Genomic DNA, 24,537 nt, shown 5'->3' with positions numbered 1-24,537 from the left:
GCCTGGGCGTGGGCGTCGCCGCTGAAACGCAGGGCGGCAAAGCTGTCGGCCAGGGGCTTGAGGGCCTGGGCGGCATCCGGCGGGCCGGCGAGGCGCAGCAGTTCCCCGAAGTCGGCAGGGCAGATGGGGAAACAGTGTTCATAGTGGCGAACATGGAAACCGCAGCGATCGTCGTCCAGCTGCAGTTGCAGGCTGCCTTCCTGCAAGGCCTGCCCATAGTCGCTGCCGAGGAAGGGCAGCAACAACTGGCCTTCCATCAGCGGGTCGGGGGAATGCCACTGGATATCGAAGAACTCACCGTACGGGCTCAGGCGCCCCCATTGCAGCAGGTCCAGCCACCAGGGGTTGTCATTGCCGCCCACCGCCATGTGGTTGGAGACGATATCCAGGATCAGGCCCATGCCGTGCTGGCGCAGGGCATCCACCAGCCGTACCAGGGCCGCCTCGCCCCCCAGCTCGGGGTTGACCCGGGTGGGGTCCACCACGTCGTAGCCGTGCATGGAACCGGCCCGCGCGCAGAGCAGTGGCGAGGCGTAGAGGTGGCTCAGGCCCAGGCCGGCGAAGTAGGGCACCAGGGGCAGCGCATGATCCAGGGTGAAGCCCTGGTGAAATTGCAGGCGCAGGGTGGCCCGTGGCATTGGTGTGGCTGGCGGGCTCATCGGTCACGCTCCAGGGCCTGCTGCCGGGCACAGGCCAGCAGCTCCAGGCGCCGCGCCGCGTCGCTGTCGTCCAGCAGGCGCCGGCTGGCAGTGGCCAGGCGCCGGCGCCAGTTGGGGTGGCTGTCGAGGGTGCCGGGCAGGTTGGCCTGTTCGTCGATGCCCAGGGCGTCCTCCAGGGGCAGCAGCACTAGGGGCGCCCGGGTGTGGCCGAGGAAACGCACGCTGGCGTCTACCACCTGGTCGGCCTCGTGGCTTTCCTCGCGAAAGTTCTGCGGGTCCTGGGCCAGGGCGTGGCGCAGGCCGTTGCGTTCGTGCTGGCGGTGTTCGCGCCAGTGCCGCGCCGCCGCTTCGTCCACCAGGCCCAGGCGCTGGTTCCAGTCGATATCGCGGCCATGCCACCAGCCGTTGAGGGTCGGCAGGTCATGGGTGCTGGTGGTGGCTAGGGCATTGTCCGGCCAGTCGAGGATGGGCTTGAAGTGGCAGCCGTGGTCCTGTTCGAACAAAAGCACACGCATGCCGAGCATGGCCCGGGCGGCAAGTTTTTCCCGCAGCCCGTCGGGCACTGTGCCCAGGTCTTCGCCCAGCACTATGGCCTGGTGGCGATGGGATTCCAGGGTCAGCAGGCGCAGCAGGTCGTCCACCGGGTAATAGAGGTAGGCGCCATCGCTGGGAGGCGCGCCCAGGGGAATCACCCACAGCCGTTGCAGGCCCATCACATGGTCGATGCGCAGGCCCCCGGCATGGGCGAAGTTGGCCCTGAGCATTTCGATGAAGGCGCGGAAACCGTGGCGTTGCAGGCCTTCCGGGGAAAAGGCCGATATCCCCCAGCTCTGGCCCTGGCGGTTGAGGATGTCCGGTGGCGCGCCCACCGTCAGGTTGGCCAGTAACTGCTCCTGGCGGCTCCAGGCCTGGCTGCCGCCGCCGTCGGCGCCAACCGCCAGGTCGGCGATCAGGCCGATGCCCATGCCGCCGCTGCGGGCCGCGCTTTGCGCTCGCTCCAGGCTGCGGGCGATCAGCCACTGGCAAAAGGCATGGAAGCCGATTTCGTGGGCCTGTTCCTCGGCGAAATGAGCCAGGGCCAGGCTGGCCGGATCACGCCACTGCGGCGGCCAGTGACGCCAGTCCAGGTCCTCGCCACGGGCGGCGCGCTGGGCCTGGATGGCTTCGAAGCGGCAGTGGTTTTCCAGGGCCTCGCCGGCTGCCTGGCGGTAGCTGGCGAAGTCCTCGTGCAGCGGGTGCTCGCCCTGGCAGAAGCCTTCATACAGCGCCCGCAGTGCCCGCAACTTGGCCTGGGCCGCCAGGGGCCAGTCGATCAGCGGCAACTGTCCCAGGTCCTGCAGTTGTTTGCCCAGGCCACAGGCTTCGATCGCGGTGTGCCAGGCGCGGTCGCCGAGGATCGCGCCAGGGGCGGCATACAGGCTGTTGAGGAACAGCCGGCTGGAAGGCGAATAGGGGCTGTAGCGCAGCGGGTCGCTGCTGAACATGGCGTGCAGCGGGCTGATGGCCAGGGCATCGGCGCCGCGTTCGGCGGCCTGGCGCGCCAGTTCTTCAAGGGCCTGGGTATCGCCGAAACCGCCATCGCCGGGGCGGCGCAGGGCGTACAGCTGCACGCTGAGGCCCCAGGCCCGCGGGGTGGGCTGGTGCACGGCGTCGGCCACGCTGAAGCAGCGTTCGGGGGCCACTGCCAGGACAAAGTGTTCGTCGTCGATACTCACGGCGTGGTAACCCACCGGAATCGAGCCCGGCAGCCGGCTCTCGGCATCCAGGTCCAGGTGCAGCGGGCTGCCATCCTCCAGCCGCAGGACACAGGCTGTGTGCGGGGGGAAGTAGCGCGCCAGGTCCAGGCTCTGGCCGTGGTCGGCGGTCAGCAGCGGGGGCAGGTGCCGGCTCTGTTGCACCCCTTGCAATTGCAGCAGGCTCTGTTCGACCTGCTGCGGGTCTTCGGCCGGATGCCCCAGGCCGGCCAGGACAGCCCGCAGGACCCGGTCCTCGACCTTCTGGGCACGGCCGTTGGCATCGATCCAGTCCACTGCCAGGCCGGCGCGGCTGGCAAGCAGTTCCAGTTGCGCATCGCTCATAGGCATTCTCCATCTGGGTCGGTCGGGGAAGAGGTGGGGGCCAGCAGCACCAGCACGCTGTAGGCAGGCAGTTGGCCCTGGCACCAGTGCTTGAGGGTGTGCGGCGGGTATTCGAAGCACAACTGCGGTGCGGCCTCGGCGGCCAGTTCGACCTGATGCGGGCCGAGGTTGAGGTCGATGCGCAACAGGCTGCCGTCCCCCAGGCGCCAGCGCGCACTCAGGGCGCCCTCGGCCAGTACCTGGCAGCCCAGGGCCCGGGCGCCGGGCAGGCGCGGAACCAGCTCGCGGTGGCGGATCTGCAACAGGCTGCGGTACAGCTCGCGGGTGGCCTCGGCCTGTCGGGACTGGGCCCGTGGGCGCGAGGCCTGGAAGGTCGAGGCGGCGTTGGGGTCGGGAATGCGCTGGCGCTGCCCGGCGTCGGCGAAGGCACTGAAGGAGGCGAATTCGTTGCGCCGGCCCTCGCGCACCGCTTCGGCCAACTGGCCCTGGTGGCTGGTGAAGAACAGGAATGGTTCCTGGGCGGCCACTTCGTCGCCCATGAACAGCAGCGGAATCATCGGTGACAGCAGCAACAGCACCGTGGCCGCGTGCAGGGCCTGGGTCGGCGCCAGTTGGTTGAGGCGTTCGCCAAAGGCCCGGTTGCCGATCTGGTCATGGTTCTGCAGAAACAGCACAAAAGCGCTGGGTGACAGGTGCCCGCTGGGTTCGCCGCGGGCCTCGCCATGGCGGTTGGCATGGCCCTGGAAGGCGAAACCCTGGCTCAGGCAGCGGGCCAGTTGCTCAGTGGGCTGCTCGGCGAAGTCGGCGTAGTAGGCGTCGGTTTCGCCGGTCAGCAGCACATGCAGGGCGTTGTGGCCGTCGTCGTTCCACTGTGCGTCGAAGCCTTGTTGCAGCAGGCTGGCCTGATTGAACTCGTTCTCCAGGTTGAGCCACACATGGCGATCGGATGGCACTGCCTGGCGGACCCGCTGCGCCAGTTGCCGCAGGAAATCCGGATCGTCGATGGCGTGCACCGCGTCCAGGCGCAGGCCGTCGAAACGGTACTCCAGCAGCCACATCAGGGCGTTGTCGATAAAGAACTCGCTGACCTGCGGGCGGCGAAAGTCGATGGCAGCGCCCCAGGGGGTGTGCAGGTCCTGGCGAAAGAAGCCCTGGGCGTACTCCTGCAGGTAGTTGCCGTCGGGGCCGAAGTGGTTGTAGACCACATCGAGGATCACTGCCAGGCCCAGGCCATGGGCGGTATCGATCAGCGCGCGCAGCTCGTCGGGCGAACCATAGGAGGCTTCCGGGGCGTAGGGCAGCACGCCGTCGTAGCCCCAGTTGCGTTCGCCGGGAAACTCCGCCAGGGGCATCAGCTCGATGGCGGTCACCCCCAGTTCCACCAGGGCCGGCAGGGCTTGCTGCACCGCCTGATAGCCGCCCATGACCCCCACGTGGAGTTCGTAGATCACCGCCTCGTGCCAGGGCCGGCCGCGCCACTGCGGGTGCTGCCATTGATAGCGCTCGGGGTCCACCACCAGGCTTGGCCCGTGGACATCACCGAGCTGGGCCCGGGACGCCGGGTCGGGGACCTGGATCCGCTCGTCGATATTGAAACGGTAAGCGCTGCCCGCGGGGCAGCGCGCCTGGGTCATGAACCAGCCTTCGGGCTGGGGCTGCATGGGCAGCGACTGGCCGTCCGCCAGTTCGACGCTGACGCAGCGCGCATCCGGCGCCCACAGGGCGAACCGGGTGTGCTCGGCATCCAGCAGCCGCGCGCCATGAGTCCAGGTGTGCAGCGTGCTTGGGGGCATCGGTCCTTGCCTCTTACTGTCGGGCGGCCTGTCCCAGGGCCTTGGCCACCAGTTGCTCGTAGAGTTCGGCGTAGGGTTCCACCGCCTTGCACCAGTTGAAGGGCGCGGCCATGGCCCGGCAGCGCATGGCATTGAGCAGCGCCGGGTAGGCGAACACCTTGAAGGCCCGGGTCAGGGCTTCCTGGTAGCTGGCCACGGTGGATTCGTCGAAGAGGAAACCGGTGACGCCGTTCTCGATGGTGTCCGCCAGGCCGCCGGTGTTGCGCGCCACCGGCAGCGAGCCGAAGCGCTGGGCATACATCTGGCTCAGGCCGCAGGGCTCGTAGCGCGAGGGCATGAGCAGGAAATCGCTGCCGGCGAACATGCGCCGGGCGTCGGTCTCGTTGAAGCCGATGTGCACCCCGATGCGGCCGGGGAAGCGCCGGGCCAGGGCGCGCATGGACTGTTCTTCCTCCGGCTCGCCGCGGCCGATGATGGCGATCTGACCGCCGGACTGCACGATGAACTCGGCCACCGCTTCGGTCAGGTCCAGGCCTTTCTGGTAGACCAGCCGCGAGACCACGGCAAACAGCGGGCCGCTGGAGGCGTCAAGGCCGAACATCTGCCGCACATGGGCGGCGTTGGCTGCCTTGCCGTCCCAGTCGCCGATGCTGAAAGGCGTGAGCAGGTGGGCGTCGGTGGCGGCGTCCCAGCTTTCATCGATGCCGTTGGGGATGCCGCTGAGCAGGCCCTGTTGGGTCTTGCTGGCGAGGAAGCCGTCAAGCCCGCAACCGAAGGCCGGGGTGGTGATTTCCTGGGCATAGGTGGCGCTCACCGTGGTGATGTGGCTGGCGTAGGCCATGCCGGCCTTGAGGAACGACAGCTTGCCGTAGAACTCCATGCCTTCCTGTTGCAGGGCATGCTCGGGGATGCCCAGTTCCGGGCACGAGGCCAGGCTGACCACGCCCTGATAGGCCAGGTTATGAATGGTGAACAGGGTCGGCGTGCGTTGCCCGCGCCAGTGCATGTAGGCCGGCGCCAGCCCGGCGGGCCAGTCATGGGCGTGCACCAGGTCGGGGCACCAGTGGATCTGCGCCAGGTTGGCCGCGATGTCGGCGGCGGCCAGCCCCAGGCGGGCGAAGCGGATATGGTTGTCCGGCCAGTCGCGGCCGTTGTTGGCGCCGTAGGGCGTGCCTTCGCGCTCGTAGAGTTCCGGGCAGATCAGCACGTAGATCACCAGGCCGTCGGGCATGTCCATGCGCCCGATCTTGCAGGCCGGCAGTGCCGCGTGGCCACCCAGCTCCCCGATGATGTGGATCGGGTTTTCGCTATGCAGCACCTGGGGGTAGCCGGGGATCAGTACCCGCACATCGTGCAGGTGGGCCATGGCCCTGGGCAGGGCGGCAGAGACGTCGCCCAGGCCGCCGGTCTTCACCAGGTCGGCGATTTCCGAAGTGACGAAAAGCACTCGCTTGCGGTTGGGATTGGGCCGCGCCAGCGGCAGCACCGTCTTGTTCCCAGGGACCGGAACCGAGGGGGCGGCGCGGTCGCCGGCCTGCTGTTGAGGGTGATCTCCCTGAGTGTCCAATACGGCGCTGATCATGTGTCTCTCCCGTTTTATTGATCTGTTCTGGTGTCTCGAGCGCCGCGCGTGGCCAATTCCTGTGGCCGGGCGCAAACGCGCCACACGTCGATCAGCCTGCGCTGCTCGAGCGTGGAAGCAGAAAGGGTGGAGGAGCCGTTGCAAGGAATGCACCAGTGGCAGCGACCCTACCTTTAACCTGACCTTGGGCCGAAGCGAAAAGTTTCGACTTTTTCTCGGTGAATGTGACTGCCCGGTCACAGTGCGAAATTCAGTCTAGGACAGAACCTAGAGCGGTGCCGGGGGAGGTGGGTGTTTCCCGGGGTTGGCAGGGCGGGCGGCGAACGCGTCCCGACGAAAGGTCGGCCATGCACTGCCCGGGAGCGGGGCCGTTGCGGCCCGGGGGCGAAAATGGGGAGGGGCTGCCGGGGGCCGGTGCCGTTGTGGTGCGGCGCCGCCCAAAGAACGGGCACAGGCGGGCTCCTGCGCCCAGCGTCCCTGCGAGCCTGGTCGCCGCCGAGCCTGCGAAAAGCTGCGCAGGACCTTGCCTGGCGATCGCCACGGGGGGCTTTCAGTTGAGCAGGCGGATCGGCTGGCCGGCGTGCCAGGCTTGCAGGTCTTCGATCATCTGGCCGAAGAACTGCTGGTAGTTCTGCCGGCTGACATAGCCGACATGGGGCGTGGCCAGAACATTGGGCAAGCGCCGCAAGGGGTGGTTGGCAGGCAAGGGTTCCTGCTCGAACACATCCAGTGCGGCCCCCGCCAGCCGGCCCTGTTCCAGGGCGGCAATCAGCGCGGCTTCATCGACAATCGGCCCGCGGGCGGTATTGACCAGCAGCGCCCCGGGCTTCATCCACGCCAGGGCCTGGGCGTCCACCAGGCCACGGCTGCGCTCGCTGAGCACCAGGTGCACCGAGAGCACATCGGCTTGTTCGAACAGTTGCTGCTTGTCGACATGGGTCACGCCGGCCGCGGTCGCGCGTTCAGCGGTGAGGTTCTCGCTCCAGGCAATCACCCGCATGCCGAACACCTGGCCGAATTGCGCCACCCGTTGGCCGATGCTGCCCAGGCCGAGAATGCCCAGGGTCTTGCCGTGCAGATCACCCCCCAGGCCCTGTTGCCAATCGCCTGCGCGCAGGGCGCAGGCTTCGCTCAGCAGGTTGCGGCTCAGGGCCATGAGCAGGGCCCAGGTCAGCTCCGGCGCGGCGTGCTTGTAGCTGTCGGTGCCGCACACCTGGATCCCCAGGGCGCTGGCCGCCTTGAGGTCGATGGCGGCGTTGCGCATGCCGCCGGTGAGCAGCAGCTTGAGCTGCGGCAGGCTGCGTAGCAGGGTTTCATCGAACCGGGTGCGCTCGCGCATCACGCAGATCACCTGGAACGGTTGCAGGCGCCGGGCCAGGGTGGCGGGGTCTGCCGGGTAGTCGTGAAGGAAGCTGACCCGGCCGATGCTATCGAGCACCGACCAGTCCACTACCTCGCGCGCTACGTCCTGCCAATCATCGATTACCGCAATCTCTAGTGCCATGTTCGGGCTCCTGGCTCAGGGTTGCTTCAACCAGCCCAGCAGGGCCTGGTGGAAAGGCTCGGGTTGTTCCATTTGCGGTGCGTGGCCCAGCCCCGGGAACTGCACCAGGGTCGAATGGGGGATGCGCTGCGCCACCTGCTTGCCCAGGTCCTGGTAGTGGCCGATGCGCGCCTTGACCTCGGGCGGCGCGATATCGCTGCCGATGGCGGTGGTGTCGGCGGTGCCGATCAGCAGCAGGGTCGGCATCTTCAGGTCCTGGAATTCGTAGTACACCGGCTGGCTGAAGATCATGTCGTAGATCAGCGCCGAGTTCCACGCCACCAGGCGCTTGCCGGGGCCCTGGTTGAGGCCGGCGAGCATGTCCACCCAGCGCTGGTACTCGGCCTTCCAGCGGCCGGCGTAATAGGTCTGCTGCTCGTAGCGGCGGATACCCTCGGCGGTCTGCTTCAGCTCGCGCTGGTACCACTGGTCGACGCTGCGCCAGGGCACGCCCAGGGCTTTCCAGTCTTCCAGGCCGATGGGGTTGACCAGGGCCAGTTGCCGTACCTGATCGGGGTATTGCAGGGCGTAGCGGGTGGCCAGCATGCCACCGGTGGAATGGCCCAGCAGGCTGGCCTGGCTGACGCCAAGTTTGGCCAGCAGTTGATGGGTGTTCTGCGCCAGTTGCTGGAAGCTGTACTGGTAGTGTTCGGGCTTGCTGGAGGTACAGAAGCCGATCTGGTCCGGGACTATCACCCGGTAGCCTGCGGCGCTCAGGGCCTTGATCGAGCCCTCCCAGGTGGCGCCGCAGAAGTTCTTGCCATGCATCAGTACCAGGCTGCGCCCGTTGGCCGGGCTCTGGGGCGGTACATCCATATAGCCCATCTGCAGTGCCTGGCCCTGGGACACAAAGCTGAAATGCTGCAAGGGATAGGGGTAGTCGAAGCCCTGCAGTTCGGGACCGTAGACCGGCCCCTGGGCGGCGAGGGCAGGCAGGGCCAGGGGCAGCAGCAAGGCACTGAGCCAGCGAGGGGTAGCAAGGGGCATAAGGACACTCCGCAAGGTTGCGGGCGATGCTGTAGCCGCCGGATTAGGGCGACGTTAAGCCACAGGCAAACCCTGGGCGTCGGCTTGCCGACAAGGAAGGCCTTGAGGCAGGTGGTTGCGGGGGCGGGCACTTTCGCTGGCAAGCCAGCTCCTGCGCGGTGATGGGGAGCTGCGGGCGCTCAGCCGATCCAGCCCAGGGTCAGCCACGCCAGCACGGCGTAGCGCGCGCCCTTGGCCAGGGTGACCAGCAGCAGGAAGCGCTTGAGGGGTTCGCCCATGACGCCGGCCACCAGGGTCAGCGGATCGCCGATCAGCGGCATCCAGCTCAGCAGGAGCGTCCAGTGGCCATAGCGTTGGTAAGGCCCCCGGGCCCGCTCCAGGTGACGCGAGCTGACCGGAAACCAGCGGTGCTCCTTGTAGTGTTCCAGGCGCTGGCCCAGCCACCAGTTGACCAGCGAGCCCAGGACATTGCCCAGGGTCGCCACCAGCCACAGCCCGAGCACTGCCAGTTGGCTGTTGTGCAGCAACCCCACCAGCAGCGCTTCCGATTGCAGGGGCAGCAGGGTGGCGGCGCCGAACGCCGCCAGGAACAGGCCGAAGTAGGCGCCGAAGATCAACGGGCCGGGTAGTCCGCGACGACCACGTCCTTGCCCTCGCGGGTCAGGCCGATGACCTGGAAGGCATCGGCGCCCATGCCGTCCATTTCCATCCCGGGGGAGCCCATGGGCATGCCCGGGGCGGCGATGCCCAGCAGGTCATCGCGCTTGCGCAGGGCCAGCACCTGTTCGGCCGGCACGTGGCCCTCGACGAACTTGCCGTCGATCACCGCGGTATGGCAGGAGCCCAGGCGCGGGGCGACGCCGAGCCGCTGCTTGACCGCGCTCATGTTGCTTTCCACGTGGTCGGTCACGGCAAAGCCGTTGTCCTGCAGGTGCTCGATCCACTTTTTGCAGCAGCCGCAGTTGGCGTCGCGGTGCACGTCGATGGGAATCAGTTCTCCAGCCTGGGCCAGGGAGCTGATCAGCAGGGCGGACAGGGCCGCCAGACGCAGTGAGGTGTTCATCGAAAGTCTCTTTGTCGCTGATCAATAAGGAAGGGTGGCATGGCCGGCCACCCGCGGTTGCACGCTCGGGGTGGTGCATTTTGCGGTTTTTTTCGCTGGCCGCCGCTGGCTTTTGTTTCAAGGTGATACCAAGGCCGGCCAGCGGTTGTGGCCTTCAGAACCACAGGCGCAGGCCCAGGACCAGGCGCGGGTCGTTGTCCAGCTCGGCCTCGTCCCGGGCGTAGTCGGCGCTGCGGCCGTAGCTGCGGTTCCAGGTCACCCCTATATAAGGAGCGAACTCGCGGCGGATCTCGTAGCGCAGGCGCAGGCCGATCTCGCTGTCCGCCAGGCCTGCGCCCAGGCCCCGTTGCCGGTCATTGCGGCTATAGAGGTTGACCTCGGCGGAGGGCTGGAGGATCAGGCGTTGGGTCAGCAGCAAGTCGTAGTCACCCTTGAGGCGCAGGGCGGCCTGGCCGTCCTCGCCGAGGTAGGCGGTGACCTGGCTTTCAAAGTTGTACAGGGCCATGCCTTGCAGCCCCAGGGCGGCCCAGGTCTGCGGCGTGCCGGGCTTGAAGTCCTGGCGCAGGCCGCCCACCAGGTCCCACCAGGGGCCAATGGCATGGCCCCACAGGGCTTGCAGCTCGGCGTGCTCGGTGACGCCCCGGGTGCGTTCGCCTTCACTGCGCAGCCAGAGCCGGTCGCGGTCGCCACCGACCCAGCCCTCGACCTCCCAGGCGACGCTGCCGCCCGGGTCGGCGTCCTGCCATTCCAACTGGTCCACCAGCAGGAAAGTGTTCAGCGACGGGCCGTGGATGTGGCCGCTGGGGCCCTGGTAGACCGCCGCCCGATCGGCATCGGTCAGCACCGGGATCGGTGTGCGGCTTCGTGTGGGGGCTGGCGCCTGCATGCCGGGCATCTGCGAGTGGTCCATGGCGCCCATGGCGGTCCCGGGCACGCTGGAATGGTCCATGCCCGGCATCGATTCGCCCTGTGCCGGTGCCCAGGGCCAGGCCAACAGGAGCAGGGCCAGGCCAACGCCGGGCTGCCGGGTGAAGCGGAGGTAATCAAGCTTCATGGTGGCGTTCCTCCTCGACCCGGACTTCGCGGAACATGCCGCTTTCCATGTGGTACAGCAGGTGGCAGTGATAGGCCCAGCGCCCCAGGGCATCGGCGGTGACCCGGTAGCTGCGGCGGGTGCCCGGCGGCATGTCGATGGTGTGCTTGCGCACCTGGAAGCGGCCGTGTTCGTCCTCCAGGTCGCTCCACAGCCCGTGCAGGTGGATGGGGTGGGCCATCATGCTGTCGTTCACCAGTTCGATGCGCAGCCGCTCGCCATACCGCAGGCGCAGGGGTTCGGCTTCGGCAAAGGGAATGCCGTCGAAGGACCAGGCGAACTTTTCCATGTGCCCGGTCAGGTGCAGGGTCAGGGTCCGGCTCGGTTCGCGGCCGTCGGGGTCGGCGAAGGTGCTTTTCAGGTCGGCGTAGCGCAGCACCCGGCGGCCGTTGTCGCGCAGGCCGATGCCCGGATCGTCCAGGCGCGGCATGGGGTTCACCGCTTGCATGTCCACCAGGGGGTTGCTGGTTTCCGAGGTCGGGTGGCTGATCGTGGCGTTCATCGCGCCGTGATCCATGGCGGCCATGGCGCCATGGTCCATGCCCGGCATTGCCCCGTGATCCATGGCACCCATGGCCATGTCCGTCATGCCCAGCAGCGGTCGCGGGTCCATGGCCGGTGCCTCGGCCACGAGCCCGGGGGCACTGGCCAGGGTGCCCAGGGCATAGCCGCTGCGGTCCATGGCCTGGGCGAACAAGGCGTGGGCTCCGGCACCGGGTTGCACCAGCACGTCGAAGGTTTCGGCCACGGCAATGCGCAGTTCATCCACGGTCACGGGCACCACGTGCTGGCCGTCGGCGGCGACCACGGTCATCTGCACCCCGGGAATGCGCAGGTCGAAATAGCTCATGGCCGAGGCATTGATCACTCGCAGGCGCAGGCGTTCGCCGGGGCGGAACAGCCCGCACCATGGCTGGCCCGGGGCCTGGCCGTTGAGCAGGAAGGTATAGGTGGCGCCGCTGACATCGGCGAGGTCGGTGGGGGTCATGTTCATCTGCGCCCACATGCTGCGTTCGGCCAGCGTGGCCGCCCAGCCGTCGCGGCCGACGTCCTCGATGAAGTCGCCCAGGGTGCGCTTGTGCTGGTTGTAGTAGTCGGACTGTTTCTTCAGGGTGTGCAGGATCTGCCTCGGCTCCTCGTCGCTCCAGTCCGAGAGCAGCACCACGTAGTCGCGTTCGTAGCTGAAGGGCTCCGGTTCCCGGGCGTCGATCACCAGCGGGCCATACACCCCCAGTTGCTCCTGCAGCCCGGAATGGCTGTGGTACCAGTAGGTGCCGTGCTGCTTGACCGGGAAGCTGTAGCGGTAGAGCCCGCCGGGCTCGATGCCCTCGAAGCTCAGGCCGGGCACGCCGTCCATGTCGGCCGGCAGGATGATCCCGTGCCAGTGGATGGAACTGGGCTGGTCCAGGCGGTTGCGCACCCGCACAGTCACCCGGTCGCCTTCGCGCCAGCGCAGCAGGGGCCCGGGCAGGCTGCCGTTGATGGCCATGGCCTTGCGTGGCCGGCCGCTGAAATTCACCGGCAACTGCTGGATGCACAGGTCGAAGTCGCTGCCGGCCAGGACCTCGGGCTGGCCCGGGCTGCTGATGGCCCAGACCGGGTTGCGCCACAGGCCGAAGCCGGCCAGTACACCACCGGCAGCCAGGGCCTTGACGAAGGTGCGGCGGGAGGGGCTGTGGAACGAGGAGGGGCGCGGCATCGGAGGCTTCCAGTCAGTCAGCGGATTGGAGCGGACTCTAATCGGCGCTGGCTGTCAGGAAACTGAGGTGGGCATTACAGATTTGTCAGTCGTCGGGCTGTTCCAGACGCTGCTTGAGGTTGCCCAGGGCCTGGCTCGAAAGCTGCTCCATGCGTGCTCGCAGGCCACTGAGCTGCAGGTCGGTGGCGTATTCCAGGGTGCGCCGGAACAGTGTGCCGTCGCCCTGCTTGCTCAACAGGTAGTGGATCGAACCGTCCAGCGCGGCGGAACTGAACAGGGTCTTGAACTCCTTGGGAAACACCGCCACCAGCACCCGGTAGCTGATGGGCAGCTGCACCCCCAGCAAGTCCATGGTTTCACTGAAGCGGTGGCCGGCGGGCAATGAACCGCACAGGCCGGTGTCGGCACGCAGGCTGGAAGGGTGCCACTCCGGCCAGCGGTCCGGCTGCGTCACGTAGTAGTAGACGGTGTCGATACTGGCCTGGATAAACAGTTCGTGGCTGATCTGTTCATGCAACAGATGTGTCTGGCGCTGTCCCATGAGGCACCTCACGTCCTTGTGACCGGAGCCTGAAATATAGCCCCGCCCCGGCGGGCTGCCAGGGGCGGGGGCAGACCGTTCAGCGGACTTTGAAGCGGCTCATCAGGTGGCTGACCTGGGCATTGGCCTGCAACAGGCTCTGGGTGTTGCTTTCCCCGGCCCGGGCGCTGTCCACCAGCTCCTCGACCATGTGTCGGATGCTCACCATGCTGCGGTTGATCTCCTCGGTCACGGCGCTCTGCTGTTCGGCGGCGGTGGCGATCTGGGTGCTCAGGCTGTTGATCTGGCTCACCGAGTCGGCCATTTCGTCGAGCCCGCTGTTGACCCGCGCCGTGGCATCCGCCGCTGACTGGCAACTGGCCTGGGTGTTTTCCATGGCGCTGACCGAGGAACTCACGCCCTGGGTCAGGCGCGCGAGCATTTCGTTGATCTGCGAGGTGCTGTCCTGGGTCCGCGCGGCCAGGGCCCGCACTTCATCGGCGACCACGGCGAAGCCGCGGCCCTGTTCTCCGGCCCGGGCGGCCTCGATCGCGGCGTTCAGGGCCAGCAGGTTGGTCTGCCCGGCGATGGCGCCGATCACCCCGAGGACCTCGGTGATGCGCTGGGCGTCGGCTTGCATGGCCTCGACCTTGTGGGTGGCATCGGCGACTTCGTCGATCAAGGCGATGACGCTGCCGGAAGCTTCGCCCACCACCACCCGGGAACGTTCTGCGTGTTCGTTGGCGCGGCGGGTGAAGTCTGCGGTCTGGGCGGCGTTGGCGGCAACGCTGTCGGCGGTGCTGCTCATTTCGGTAATGGCGGTCACCGTCTGATCGGTTTCCGAGGCATGGCGCAACAGGATCTGCCGGCTGTGGGCCGAGCTCTGCTGCAACTGCCCCAGGCTCCCGGCCATGGCCTCGGTGGCCTGGGTGACCTCGCCGATCATCTGTTGCAGGTACTGGATAAAGCGGTTCACCGAGTGGCCGATGGCCCCCAGTTCGTCCTCGGCGCGGATCACGATGCGCCGGGTCAGGTCGGCGTCGCCGGTGGCCAGGGCGTCGATATTGCCCTTGAGGATCTTCATACGCTGCACCAGTTGGCGGATCGCATAGACCTGCAGCAACACCAGCAGGATCACCATGGGGATCTGCAACAGGCTCAGGGTACTCAGCACGTCGTCGCGCTGGGCGGTGATCAGCTGGGTCGGCAGGGCGCTGGCGAGAAACCAGGGCGTGCCTTCGATGGCGCGCATGAAGAAGGTGCTGGGCACCCCGGCATTGTCGAACTCGACGCGCCGTGCCCCCTGGTCAGGTTGCTGCAGGGCGGCCTGGACCTGGGCGGCGAAGGGGGAGCCGGGGCTCAGGTCGCGGATGTTCTTGAGCACGATCGGGCCGTTGATCCGCGAGCTGTTGCTGATGATCTTGCCGTCGGCTTCGACGATCAGCATCTCGGCCTTGAGTGCCTGTTCCTGGCGCGCCACCAGGTCGTTGAAGAAACCCAGGGTCACGTCGATGGTGGCCACGCCCCAGGGCTGGCCGTCGCGGCGGATGGCCATGGCGCAGTTGGTGCGCGGCTCGGCGCTGGCATCGTCCTTGTAGGCTGCAGCCCAGGCGCACTGGCCGGGGGCGGTCTGCATGCCGCCCAGGTACCAGGGCTGCTCGTAGTAGTTGGGCGCCGGGTCGCTGTTCCAGAAGGTGTTGACCACCAGCTTGCCGGAGGCGTCACGGTGCCAGAAGGTGCTGTGTTTGTTGCGCCCCGGGGTGCGCTGGCCGGGCAGGGGCCAGATGCCGCCGCCGAAGACTTTCTGTTCACCATACTGGTCCACCAGGCCCGGCAGGACCTTGTCGATGCTGTCGCTGTCGAGCAGGGGAATGGTCTGGGTGATGCTGCGTTGCTGGGCCTGGACCTTGTTCAGTTCGCCCTGGATGCGCTGCGCCACTTCGGCGATGCGGTTGAGGGCTACCTGTTCTTCGGTATGACGCAGCTTGGGCGCTACCAGTTGGCTGATGCCCACCACCGTGAGTATCAGCATCAAGACAATGAACAGGACCAGAAACAGCGTGTAGCGGGCTTGAATCGTGCGCAAAGCGGGCATGGGACCTGTCCTTACCAAGCGATTTTTATTATTCGGGAATGCGATGCCTTGTCAGGGCATCCACAGGATGTCGGCGCGGTTTTTCCGCTCTTTAGTACGATCGTCCAAAAAAAAGGCATGCCCTGGAAAAAAACTGCGCCCAGGGATGGTGGGGTAGGGCAAAGGCGCCCGGTCAAGGGCAAGGCCAGGCATGAAAAGATGACGCCTTGATGTGCGGGAAAACTTGCCGGGCCTTTTAAACAGGGCCTTTGCGGTAATTGTGTCGAGTTTGTACAAAAATTGTAAATTCAGGAAATAAAGCGTTGTTGGTGCTTGCCACGGCGTTGATACTTGCGCCCATTCAGATGTTTCAACACGGCTTACATCCTTGTTCAGGCACCTTGTCAGAAGTTTCATGGTGCTGAAAAAGGTGATTGGAAGGCCGGACTACAGGAGTTACAGCATGGCAATCGGATACGTCGGCGGATGGACCAGCAAGGCTGGGCTGCTGGTGCAGGAAAGCCCGGGCAGCTCGTCCAAGCCGGTTTCCCAAAGCGCCAAGGTACGGCAGATGCTCAGCCTGGTAGGCCAGAACCCTACCGTGCTCGACATCCGCAAGATGGATCAGTTGAAGCTGCACAAGCAGATCAAGGGTTTCGATCCGACCAACGTCACTGCCAAGTCCCTGGGCGGCATGAGTACCTTTCTCAAGAACAATGGCCTGATTTCCGATGTCACGGCGCTGAACCTGATCAACGCGGGCGATCAGTTCGACCGTTTCGGGATTCCGAAGAACCCCGATCAGCCGTTCAATGCCCTCGAGTATTTCGCCATGAAGCTCGATGACATCCAGAACAACAACCTCAAGGGCAACAAGTACGCCAACTACCTGATCCCCGAGTACAAGAAAGCCATCTATGTACTTCAGGGGCTGCAGAACTATGGCAAGGGCAACGGCACCACGGTGACTGACAAGAACGTCTCCACCAAGGCCTGATCCCCATGGCGCGCACTGCCTGCCGGTGCGCGCCATAGCTGCCTTCAACGCCCCAGCAAGCCCATTACCTCTTCGGCATACCGGGTTCCGGCGGTGGTCTGCGGGCTGAAGATCTGCTCCAGTGACGCCAGTTCCTCGGCGCTCAGCCTCACCTCCAGCGCCGCCACGTTCTCTTCCAGATACCGCCGTTGTTTGGTTCCGGGAATCGGAATCAGGTAATCGCCCTGGGCCAGCACCCAGGCCAGGGCCAGTTGTCCGCTGCTCACCCCCTTGTCCGCCGCCAACTGCTGCACCTGTTGCACCAGGCGCAGGTTGTGCTGGAAGTTTTCGCCCTGGAAACGTGGGTTGAAACGCCGGTAGTCGTCGGCGGCGAAGTCTTCCGGGCTTTTCAGGGCCCCGGTGAGAAACCCCCGGCCCAGCGGGCTGTAGGGCACGAAGGCGATGCCCAGGCGCTGGCAGGCGGCGAGGCAGCCGTTGTCTTCCTGATCCCGGCTCCATAGCGAATATTCACTTTGCAGGGCGCTGATCGGATGCACCTTGTGCGCCCGCTCCAGGGTTGCCGCCGAGGCTTCGCTCAGGCCCAGGTAGCGCACCTTGCCGGCCTGGACCAGCTCGGCCATGGCGCCGACGGTTTCCTCGATAGCAACGTCCGGGTCGACCCGGTGCTGGTAGTACAGGTCCAGGGTGTCCACCCCCAGGCGCCGCAGGCTGCCGTCGATGGCGGCGCGGATGTATTCCGGCCGGCCGTCGACCCCGCGGGCCGCCGGGTTGGCCGGGTCGCGGACAATGCCGAACTTGCTGGCCAGGAACACCTGTTCGCGCTTGCCGCGAATGGCCCGACCGATCAGCTCTTCGTTGCTGTGGGGGCCGTAGATGTCGGCGGTATCGAGCAGGTTGACGCCCAGTTCCAGGGCCCGATGCAAGGTGGCGACGGCTTCCCGGGGATCGTTGCCGGTGGTGTAGAAATCGCTCATGCCCATGCAGCCCAGGCCAATGGCGGAAACCTGCGGGCCGTCCTGGCCCAGTTGTCGAGTGCGCATCGATGAATGCTCCGGTAAGGGGAAAGAGCCTGCAGTGTGCTACTCGACAAAAAACCGATAAACAGGCTAAAAGCGCTATCACTATTATTGAATTCTAAATAATCGGCAGGTTTGCTCCATGGATCGTTTTAACGCCATGCGCGTCTTTACCCGTATCGTCGAGCTGGGCGGCTTTGCCAAGGCTGCCGACAGTCTGCAGATGCCGCCGGCTTCGGTGACCATTCTGATCAAGCAACTGGAGGCCCATCTGGGGGTGCAGTTGTTGCACCGCACCACCCGCCAGGTCAGCCCGACCCTGGACGGAGCCGCCTATTACCAGCGTTGCGTACGCTTGCTGGCGGACCTGGAGGAGAGTGAGGCGGCGTTCTCCCTGGCCCGGCATAACCCCCGTGGACTGTTGCGTGTCGATATGCCGGTGGGCATCGGCCGGTTGCTGGTGATACCGGCGCTGCCGGAGTTTTCCGCGCGCTATCCGCAGATCGAACTGGAGATCGGCCTCAATGACCGCCCGGTGGACCTGATCCGCGAGGGCGTGGACTGTGCGCTGCGCGGCGGCCCGGCCCTGGACGAGAGCCTGGTGGCGCGGCCGCTGGCGCAGTTGCAGCAAGTCACCTGTGCCAGCCCCGGGTACCTGCGCCAGCGGGGGGTTCCCCGTACTCCGCAAGAGCTGCAAGGGCATCAGATGGTGGAGTATTTCTCCAATGTCAGCGGCAAGCGTTATGGCCTGGAATTCTTCTTCGCCGGCCAGTTGCAGCCGGTGCAGTTGCCCAAGCGGGTGGCGGTGAACAGCGCCGATGGCTACCTGGCGGCCTGCGAAGCCGGCTACGGGCTGATCCAGACCCCGTACTACCACGTTGCCCGGCAGTTGCAGGACACGACCCTGCAGCGGGTGCTGGAGGACTACCCGCTGCCTGCATTGCCGCTGACCGCGCTGTACCCGCCCCAGCGGCACCTGTCGACCCGCCTGCGGGTATTCATCGATTGGCTGGTGGAGCTGTTCGCCCGCCCGGGCAATCACATTTCTTGCCCCTGAATGGTCGGGCGCCAGACAGCAAAACGCCCGCGACAAGGCGGGCGCTGGTGGCGAGATCGGGCGGCTCATGGGGCCGATGGGCTGTCCGGATGACTCAGCGGTGATAGTAGCCCGGGCCGCCGTCGTAGTAGCGGTGGTGCCCGCCATCGTGGGGCATGATGATGCAGCCCGACAGGGTCAGCATGGCCAGCAGGGGAATCAGCAGTGTGATTCGACGAAACATGGATCAATCCTCAAAGGGCTCGGGGAACACGGCAGGACGACAAGGAAGAAAAAACTCCTTCGCGCCTGTACCATGTGACCCCGATTTGCCCGGCTCATCCCCGAATCCGGGTATGTGCTTGGCATCGATCTTGATACACGGCAGATACAATTTCAGCTTCAGGACCCGGCAATGACTCAGAAACAACGCTTGATCTACTCGATTCTGATTTCCCTGGTGGTACTGGGAATCATGCTTGGCCTTTCCTACCTGCAGAACAACGGCATCATCAGCGAGAAGCTGTTCCAGTACATCGCCATTGGCGTGGCGGTGGTCGTGGTGGTGATCAACGGCGTGATGCGCCGCAAGGTCAAGCCCTGAGCCCGGGCTCGACGGCCTCAGGAGAGACCGTCGAGCACCGCTGCGGCCTGCTGGTGCAGGCTGTAGCTCTTGTCTGCATTGAGGGTCAGTACACCCTCGCTGCACAGCCGCTTGAGCACCTCCCGCACACTGAGAAAGGACAGGGGAATATCCAGTTCCAGCAGTTGGCTGTGGATGCCGCGCACCCCCAGGGAGCGGTCGCTCTGGGCCGCGGTGAGCAGGGCGTCGATGACTTTCAGGCGAATCAGGCTGGTACGCAGGCCGAAGCTTTTGAGCAGGTGCTTGATTCGTTCATTACTGTTGCGCTCGGCGTTCTTGCCGAAGACACCGGCGCCGGCATTCAGGGAAGGCGTGCTGTTCACGGTGTTGCCGTCCATTGGCAGTTGCGGGTTGTACATGCAAAAACTCCTTATCAGAGCCTGATCAGGAAAAGAATGATGGATGCTCTAGTAACTAGACGAACGAGCACGGCAAATCATGAAGTCCTGAATGTAGAAAATTTGTCGGTATCAGGTCGCTGACATGTGATGGCGGGGCTTTTGGCCTTTGCGGATTAAATTTTTTTCAAGCATTTCGTCTTTATGGGCAGGCAGGCGTCGGGTGATCCGTGCGCGGCTGGATTCCCAGACTGGCGGCGTTGCCAACCGCTCCTGCACACCAGTCCTGGTTCTGTATTTTTGCATCAGGAGTCGGCGTGATCATTTCCAGGCAGTTACCGAGTTTTTGCCTTGCAGCCCTGTTTCTAAGCTTCAGCGGTGGCGCCCATGCCTTGGCGCAGCCCGAGCAGACCCGCGCCGAGATTCGCCGCACCAGTTTTGGTGTGCCGCACATCCGTGCCGACGACGAGCGCGGCCTGGGCTACGGCATCGGCTACGCCTACGCCCAGGACAACCTGTGCCTGATGGCCAATGAGGTGCTGACGGTCAACGCCCAGCGCTCGCAATACTTCGGCGCCGAGGGCCAGACCCTGGAACAGCGCGACAACCTCAGCAGCGACCTGTTCTTCAGTTGGCTCAACACTCCCCAGGCCGTTGCGGCCTTCTGGCAGGCCCAGACCCCGGCGATGCGCGAGCGCATGCAGGGTTACGTCGAGGGCTACAACCGCCAGCTGGCGGAGCGCCAGGCCCAGGGCCTGCCCGAGCAATGCCGGGGTGACTGGGTACGGCCGCTGGCCACCTCGGACCTGGTGAAACTGACCCGACGCCTGTTGGTGGAAGGCGGTGCCGGGCAGTTCGCCGAGGCCCTGGCCGGGGCCACGCCACCTGGAGCCACGGCCCAGGCCGGGCTGCCGGCCGAGCACTGGCAACTGGCGGCGGCACGCCAGCAGCGTTTCGCCCTGGACCGTGGCAGCAACGCGGTGGCCATCGGTAGCGAGCGTTCGTTCAACGGCCGTGGGCTGCTGCTGGCCAACCCGCATTTCCCCTGGGTCGGCGGCATGCGCTTCTACCAGATGCACCTGACCATTCCCGGGCAACTGGATGTGATGGGCGCGGCCTTGCCCGGCCTGCCGCTGATCAATATCGGCTTCAACCAGCACCTGGCCTGGACCCACACCGTGGACGCCTCCAAGCACTTCACCCTGTACCGCTTGCAACTGGACCCCAAGGACCCGACCCGCTACCTGCTGGACGGCCGTTCGCTACCCCTGGAGCGCCAGACCCTGACCGTGCAGAGCAAGGGCCCGGACGGCCAGTTGCAGCCGCGCACGCGCACGCTCTACAGCTCGGTCTTCGGCCCGATCGTGCAGTGGCCGGGGGAACTGGACTGGGATCATCAATATGCCTACAGCCTGCGCGACGCCAACCTGGACAACAGCCGGGTGCTGGCCCAGTGGTACGCGATGAACCAGGCCAGCAGCGTGGCCGGCCTGCAAGACAGCGTGCACCAGTTGCAGGGCATTCCCTGGGTCAACACCCTGGCGGTGGACGACCAGGGCCGGGCGCTGTACATGAACCAGTCGGTGGTGCCCAACGTCACCCAGGCCAAGCTGGCGCAGTGCAGTGATCCGCGGGCCGGCACCCGGGTCATCGTTCTGGATGGCTCGCGCAGTGCCTGCGCCTGGGATATCGACCCGGCAGCGGCGCAACCGGGGATCTTCGCCGCCAGCCAGTTGCCGCAACTGGCGCGCAACGACTACTTGCAGCATTCCAACGATTCGGCCTGGATGGTCAACCCGGCGGCGCCGCTGCAAGGCTTTTCGCCGGTGATCAGCGAGCAGGACGTGCCGCTGAAGATGCGCGCGCGCTTTGCTCTGGATCGCCTGAGCCGGATGCACAAGGCCCAGGTCAGTGACCTGCAGCACCTGGTCACGGACGATCAGGTGTACCTGGCCGGCCAGGTGATGCCCGATCTGCTGCAGTTCTGTGAGCAGGACCTGGGGGCGGATGCCCAGCGCCTGGGGCCGGTGTGCGCCAGCCTGAAAGCCTGGGACCGCAGCGCGGGGTTGCAGGCCGGCCTGGGCTTCGTGCACTTCCAGGGCATCATGCAGCCGCTGTTGCAGGACCCCAGCGTGTGGCGCGTGGCCTTTGACCCGAAAGATCCCCAGCACACCCCACGGGGCCTGGCCATTGGCCGGCCAGCGGTGGCCCGGGCACTGCGCGAGTCGATGCTGGCTTCGGCGCAGCAGGTCGCCGAGGCCGGGCTGGGGAGTGACGTTCGTTGGGGCGATATCCAGCAGGTCAGCCAGGGCGGCCAGCCGACCCCGGTGCCCGGCGGCCCTGAAAGCCTGGGGGTGTACAACGCCATCCAGAGCGTGCCGGCGGCCGATGGCAAGCGTGAAGTGGTCAGCGGTACCAGCTACCTGAACGTGGTCAGCTTCGACGAGCAGGGGCCGCGCGCCCTGGGGCTGCTGGCGTTCTCCCTGTCCAGTGACCCGGCCTCAGCGCATTTTCGCGACCAGACCGCTGCATTCGCCCGCAACCAGTGGAGCGTGCTGCCCTTTACCGAAGCGCAGATCCGTGCCGATGGCCAGTATCAGTTGCAGGTGATCGAAGAGCCGCGCAAGGGGGCGGTACTGGCGCGCCAGTAACGATTGAGCGTGAGCATCAAGAGGAGGCCGCCCCGGCAACGGGGCGGCCTTCAGCTTTTTGGCGGGGACTGGGGCAGTGAGTTGATTACCGGGTTGCCATCGCGATTGCGCGTCAGGTAGACCGGCAGCACCTTGGGCAGCGAGGTCAGCAGGCTCTTGATTTCCCGGGTGTTGTAGATGCCGCCGACGCGGATCTTGCCGGTGTTGGCGTCGGCGACCTGCACCGGAGTGTCCAGGTAGCGGTTGATCAGCGGCAGGGCGTCGGTGAGGGCCAGGTTGTCCAGCACCAGCTTGCCTTCGCGCCAGGCCAGGGAGCTGTCGTTGCTGTAGGTCTGGCTGATCTGCGGCTGGTAGTCGCCGGCCTTGTAGCTGGCCTGCATGCCCGGCTCCAGGCGGAAACCTTCGCCGGGCAGGGCGGTGTTGCTGCTCACCAGGACCGAGCCCTGGAGCAGGGTGACCCGCACCTGGTCCTCGTACATCCACACATTGAACTGGGTGCCGGTGACCTTGACCTGGCCATTGGCGGCCTTGACCACGAACGGGTGGCTGGCGTCGTGGCTGACCTTGAAGAAGGCTTCGCCTTTTTTCAGGGTGACCCGGCGCTGGTCCTTGTAGTTGCTGTAGGTCAGGGTGCTGCCCAGGTTCAGTTGCACCTGGCTGCCATCGGCCAGGGTCACGCTGCGCAGGCTGTCGCCGGCTTCGAATCGCTGGTAGGAGGACGGCACCCAACCCAGTTCCCAGCCGCTGTAGGCGGCCAGGGGCAGGGCGCACAGGGCGATGGCCGCCGCCACGCCATACTGCTGCCAGGTGCGCCGGGGAACGAGCTTGACCGGTGCGGAGGCTGGTGCGGCAGTGAGGGTGGAGGGGGGCAGTTGATCGGCCACTTCCCATATTTCCCGCATCGCCTCGTATTCGAAGGCGTGCAGGGGGTCGGCATCATGCCATTGCTGAAAGGCCAGACGCTCCGCGTCGCTGCAGTCGGGTTCATGCAGGCGCATGCACCATTGGGCTGCCGCTTGGGTGATGGCGTCGTATTCGGCTTCTGAGAGGATCTGTTCGCTCATTGACTCTTCCTGATTTCCCGCATTCTACCCTCCGCGGCAAGTCTTGGAGAACAACCGTCATGGCTAATGAGCATCAAAGTGAACTTATTTTCATCTGGCACGCCCTAAAACCAGGCTCTGTATCGAAAGTGAATACACAAGGAGATGGACCATGTTGAAGAAGACGCTTGCCGCATTGCTTGCCACCGCCAGCCTGCTGGGCGCTGGAGCGGCCCTGGCCGACCGTCCGGGGGCCGGTTGGATCACCATTGAAAAAGCCATTGAAACCGCAAAGACCAAAGCCGGCTACGTGGAGATCTACAAGATCGAAGCGGACAACGATGGCTATTGGGAAGGCGAAGGGCGCAAGTCCGATGGCAGTGTCTATGAGTTTCGCATCGACGGCGCCTCGGGCAATGTGCTGCGCGACCAGAAGGACTGAGCCAGGCTGAAACAGCCCCCTGTGCCTTGCCACGGCAGCGCACAGGGGGCTTTTTCTTGCTCCAGGGGGATGGTTGTTCCGGCCATCCTGGCACCTTCCCTGCAAGGCGCCGGCAGTGGTTGACAGGGTTGGAGTGCGGCGTTGTTTAATCGCCAGGTTCACACGCTGTCGCCCCCTCCAATAATTACTCTGGAGCTTCAGATGTCTGCATCGTCCGTGGTTGTTGAAACACCGCCCCAATACCTTTCTTTACCGGCCCTGGTGCAGTTGCTGGAAACGATTTTCCAACGCCACGGCTGCCGCGCCGAAGTGGCCCGTTGCCTGGCCGAGAACTGTGCCGGCGCCGAGCGCGACGGAGCCCACAGCCATGGCGTGTTCCGCATTCCCGGTTATGTCTCGACCCTGGCCAGTGGCTGGGTCGACGGCCAGGCCGTGCCGGTGGTGGAGGATGTGGCGGCGGCCTTTGTCCGGGTCGACGCCGGCAACGGCTTTGCCCAGCCGGCCCTGGCTGCCGCCCGCGAGCTGCTGGTGAGCAAGGCCCGCAGCGCCGGTATCGCCGTGCTGGCTATCCGCAATTCGCACCACTTCGCCGCACTCTGGCCGGATGTCGAACCCTTCGCCGAGGAAGGATTGGTGGCCCTGAGCGTGGTCAACAGCATGACCTGCGTCGTGCCTCACGGCGCCGACAGGCCATTATTCGGCACCAACCCGATCGCCTTCGCCGCACCCCAGGCGCAGGGCCAGCCGATCGTCTTCGATCTGGCCACCAGCGCCATTGCCCATGGCGACGTGCAGATCGCCGCGCGCAAGGGCGAGCGCCTGCCGCCGGGCATCGGTGTCGACAGCCTGGGCCAGCCGACCCAGGACCCCAGGGCGATTCTTGAAGGTGGCGCCTTGCTGCCGTTTGGCGGGCACAAGGGCTCGGCTCTGTCGATGATGGTGGAGCTGCTGGCGGCAGCCCTGACCGGGGGCAACTTTTCCTTCGAATTCGACTGGTCCGGCCACCCGGGGGCCAAGACGCCCTGGACTGGCCAGTTGCTGATCGTCATCGACCCGAGCAAGGCTGCCGGGCAGAGTTTTGCCGAGCGCAGCCAGGAGCTGGTGCGGCAGATGCATGCGGTGGGGCTCAAGCGCCTGCCGGGGGATCGCCGGCATCAGCAGCGCGAGCGTTCGCAGCACGCGGGCATCGCCATTCCCGCCGAGCAGCTGCAGCAATTGCGGGCGCTGGCCCAGGACTGAAGGCATGAAAAAGGCCAGGCCGCCATTGGCGTACCTGGCCT

At 65.8% G+C, this 24,537-nt stretch carries 22 protein-coding genes and 2 pseudogenes; 6 read left to right on the top strand and 18 right to left on the bottom strand.

What is annotated here, in order from left to right; translation table 11 throughout:
* From F6S12_RS15650 to F6S12_RS15590, 14 genes and pseudogenes are all read right to left on the bottom strand, one after another.
* On the bottom strand, positions 1-659 hold a 659-nt coding region (locus F6S12_RS15650), incomplete at its 3' end, for an alpha-amylase family glycosyl hydrolase (protein WP_315869059.1).
* On the bottom strand, positions 656-2,737 hold the full coding sequence (gene malQ / locus F6S12_RS15645; RefSeq protein ID WP_315869058.1) for a 4-alpha-glucanotransferase: 2,082 nt from the start codon (positions 2,735-2,737) through the stop codon (positions 656-658). The genes F6S12_RS15650 and malQ, both read right to left, overlap by 4 nt.
* Positions 2,734-4,530, bottom strand: coding sequence for a malto-oligosyltrehalose trehalohydrolase (treZ, locus tag F6S12_RS15640; RefSeq protein WP_315869057.1), 1,797 nt, complete (start codon positions 4,528-4,530; stop codon positions 2,734-2,736). The genes malQ and treZ overlap by 4 nt, the downstream gene beginning before the upstream one ends.
* Before the next feature lie 13 nt (positions 4,531-4,543).
* On the bottom strand, positions 4,544-6,112 hold the full coding sequence (gene glgA, locus F6S12_RS15635) for a glycogen synthase GlgA (RefSeq protein WP_011061176.1): 1,569 nt from the start codon (positions 6,110-6,112) through the stop codon (positions 4,544-4,546).
* Between the two features lie 550 nt (positions 6,113-6,662).
* The gene (locus F6S12_RS15630) at positions 6,663-7,616 is read right to left on the bottom strand and encodes a D-2-hydroxyacid dehydrogenase family protein (RefSeq protein ID WP_015635527.1); all 954 of its coding nucleotides are present in this window, start codon (positions 7,614-7,616) and stop codon (positions 6,663-6,665) included.
* Positions 7,617-7,631: 15 nt separating this feature from the next.
* Positions 7,632-8,642: an alpha/beta fold hydrolase gene (locus F6S12_RS15625; protein WP_015635528.1), complete on the bottom strand. Its 1,011-nt coding sequence runs from the start codon at positions 8,640-8,642 to the stop codon at positions 7,632-7,634.
* Between the two features lie 179 nt (positions 8,643-8,821).
* Positions 8,822-9,259 carry a YqaA family protein gene (locus F6S12_RS15620; RefSeq protein ID WP_315869056.1) on the bottom strand — a complete coding sequence of 146 codons (438 nt, stop codon included), beginning with the start codon at positions 9,257-9,259 and terminating at the stop codon, positions 8,822-8,824.
* Positions 9,256-9,705: a DUF411 domain-containing protein gene (locus F6S12_RS15615; RefSeq protein ID WP_015635530.1), complete on the bottom strand. Its 450-nt coding sequence runs from the start codon at positions 9,703-9,705 to the stop codon at positions 9,256-9,258. Before F6S12_RS15615 ends, F6S12_RS15620 begins: the two co-directional genes overlap by 4 nt.
* Positions 9,706-9,859: 154 nt before the next feature.
* Positions 9,860-10,759 carry a copper resistance protein B gene (locus F6S12_RS15610; protein ID WP_053158366.1) on the bottom strand — a complete coding sequence of 300 codons (900 nt, stop codon included), beginning with the start codon at positions 10,757-10,759 and terminating at the stop codon, positions 9,860-9,862.
* Positions 10,749-12,497, bottom strand: a complete 1,749-nt coding sequence (locus F6S12_RS15605) for a copper resistance system multicopper oxidase (protein ID WP_315869055.1) — start codon at positions 12,495-12,497, stop codon at positions 10,749-10,751. The genes F6S12_RS15610 and F6S12_RS15605 overlap by 11 nt, the downstream gene beginning before the upstream one ends.
* An 85-nt stretch (positions 12,498-12,582) precedes the next feature.
* Complete coding sequence (locus F6S12_RS15600) at positions 12,583-13,038, bottom strand: SRPBCC family protein (RefSeq protein WP_011061183.1); 456 nt, start codon at positions 13,036-13,038, stop codon at positions 12,583-12,585.
* A 79-nt stretch (positions 13,039-13,117) separates the two neighbouring features.
* Positions 13,118-13,648 (bottom strand): annotated as a pseudogene (locus F6S12_RS33820) (methyl-accepting chemotaxis protein); the annotation flags it as partial.
* A gap of 327 nt (positions 13,649-13,975) precedes the next feature.
* A pseudogene (locus F6S12_RS33815) lies at positions 13,976-15,049 on the bottom strand (cache domain-containing protein); the annotation flags it as partial.
* 114 nt (positions 15,050-15,163) lie between these two features.
* The gene (locus F6S12_RS15590) at positions 15,164-15,508 is read right to left on the bottom strand and encodes a hypothetical protein (RefSeq protein WP_194238161.1); all 345 of its coding nucleotides are present in this window, start codon (positions 15,506-15,508) and stop codon (positions 15,164-15,166) included.
* Positions 15,509-15,554: 46 nt separating this feature from the next.
* Here F6S12_RS15590 and F6S12_RS15585 point away from each other — a divergent pair, with 46 nt between their 5' ends.
* Complete coding sequence (locus F6S12_RS15585) at positions 15,555-16,088, top strand: hypothetical protein (protein ID WP_015635535.1); 534 nt, start codon at positions 15,555-15,557, stop codon at positions 16,086-16,088.
* A gap of 44 nt (positions 16,089-16,132) precedes the next feature.
* On the opposite strand, the gene F6S12_RS15580 is transcribed toward F6S12_RS15585, so the two are convergent.
* Entirely contained in the window at positions 16,133-17,128 is a 996-nt protein-coding gene (locus tag F6S12_RS15580) for an aldo/keto reductase (protein ID WP_011061186.1), read from the bottom strand.
* Positions 17,129-17,246: 118 nt separating this feature from the next.
* On the opposite strand from F6S12_RS15580, the gene F6S12_RS15575 reads away from it, so the two are divergent.
* Positions 17,247-18,161 (top strand): LysR family transcriptional regulator, encoded by a 915-nt coding sequence (locus tag F6S12_RS15575; RefSeq protein WP_315869054.1) that lies wholly within the window; start codon positions 17,247-17,249, stop codon positions 18,159-18,161.
* Between the two features lie 94 nt (positions 18,162-18,255).
* On the opposite strand, the gene F6S12_RS15570 is transcribed toward F6S12_RS15575, so the two are convergent.
* Positions 18,256-18,384, bottom strand: a complete 129-nt coding sequence (locus F6S12_RS15570; protein ID WP_011061188.1) for a hypothetical protein — start codon at positions 18,382-18,384, stop codon at positions 18,256-18,258.
* Positions 18,385-18,555: 171 nt separating this feature from the next.
* Between F6S12_RS15570 and F6S12_RS15565 the strand changes: the two genes are divergently transcribed.
* Complete coding sequence (locus F6S12_RS15565; protein ID WP_015635538.1) at positions 18,556-18,744, top strand: hypothetical protein; 189 nt, start codon at positions 18,556-18,558, stop codon at positions 18,742-18,744.
* 17 nt (positions 18,745-18,761) lie between these two features.
* On the opposite strand, the gene F6S12_RS15560 is transcribed toward F6S12_RS15565, so the two are convergent.
* Positions 18,762-19,142 (bottom strand): hypothetical protein, encoded by a 381-nt coding sequence (locus F6S12_RS15560; protein ID WP_011061190.1) that lies wholly within the window; start codon positions 19,140-19,142, stop codon positions 18,762-18,764.
* A gap of 296 nt (positions 19,143-19,438) precedes the next feature.
* On the opposite strand from F6S12_RS15560, the gene F6S12_RS15555 reads away from it, so the two are divergent.
* Positions 19,439-21,772 carry an acylase gene (locus F6S12_RS15555; protein WP_207239164.1) on the top strand — a complete coding sequence of 778 codons (2,334 nt, stop codon included), beginning with the start codon at positions 19,439-19,441 and terminating at the stop codon, positions 21,770-21,772.
* A 50-nt stretch (positions 21,773-21,822) separates the two neighbouring features.
* On the opposite strand, the gene F6S12_RS15550 is transcribed toward F6S12_RS15555, so the two are convergent.
* On the bottom strand, positions 21,823-22,836 hold the full coding sequence (locus F6S12_RS15550; protein ID WP_077934087.1) for a FecR family protein: 1,014 nt from the start codon (positions 22,834-22,836) through the stop codon (positions 21,823-21,825).
* Positions 22,837-22,987: 151 nt separating this feature from the next.
* On the opposite strand from F6S12_RS15550, the gene F6S12_RS15545 reads away from it, so the two are divergent.
* Entirely contained in the window at positions 22,988-23,257 is a 270-nt protein-coding gene (locus F6S12_RS15545) for a PepSY domain-containing protein (RefSeq protein ID WP_011061193.1), read from the top strand.
* A 201-nt stretch (positions 23,258-23,458) separates the two neighbouring features.
* Positions 23,459-24,496, top strand: a complete 1,038-nt coding sequence (locus F6S12_RS15540) for an Ldh family oxidoreductase (protein ID WP_011061194.1) — start codon at positions 23,459-23,461, stop codon at positions 24,494-24,496.
* Positions 24,497-24,537: the final 41 nt, after the last annotated feature.

The sequence above is a fragment of the Pseudomonas sp. JV245A genome (assembly GCF_032424515.1).
Lineage (GTDB): Bacteria > Pseudomonadota > Gammaproteobacteria > Pseudomonadales > Pseudomonadaceae > Aquipseudomonas > Aquipseudomonas protegens.
Note: the sequence above shows the minus strand (reverse complement) of the source record. Positions and strands in the feature narration are given on the sequence as shown.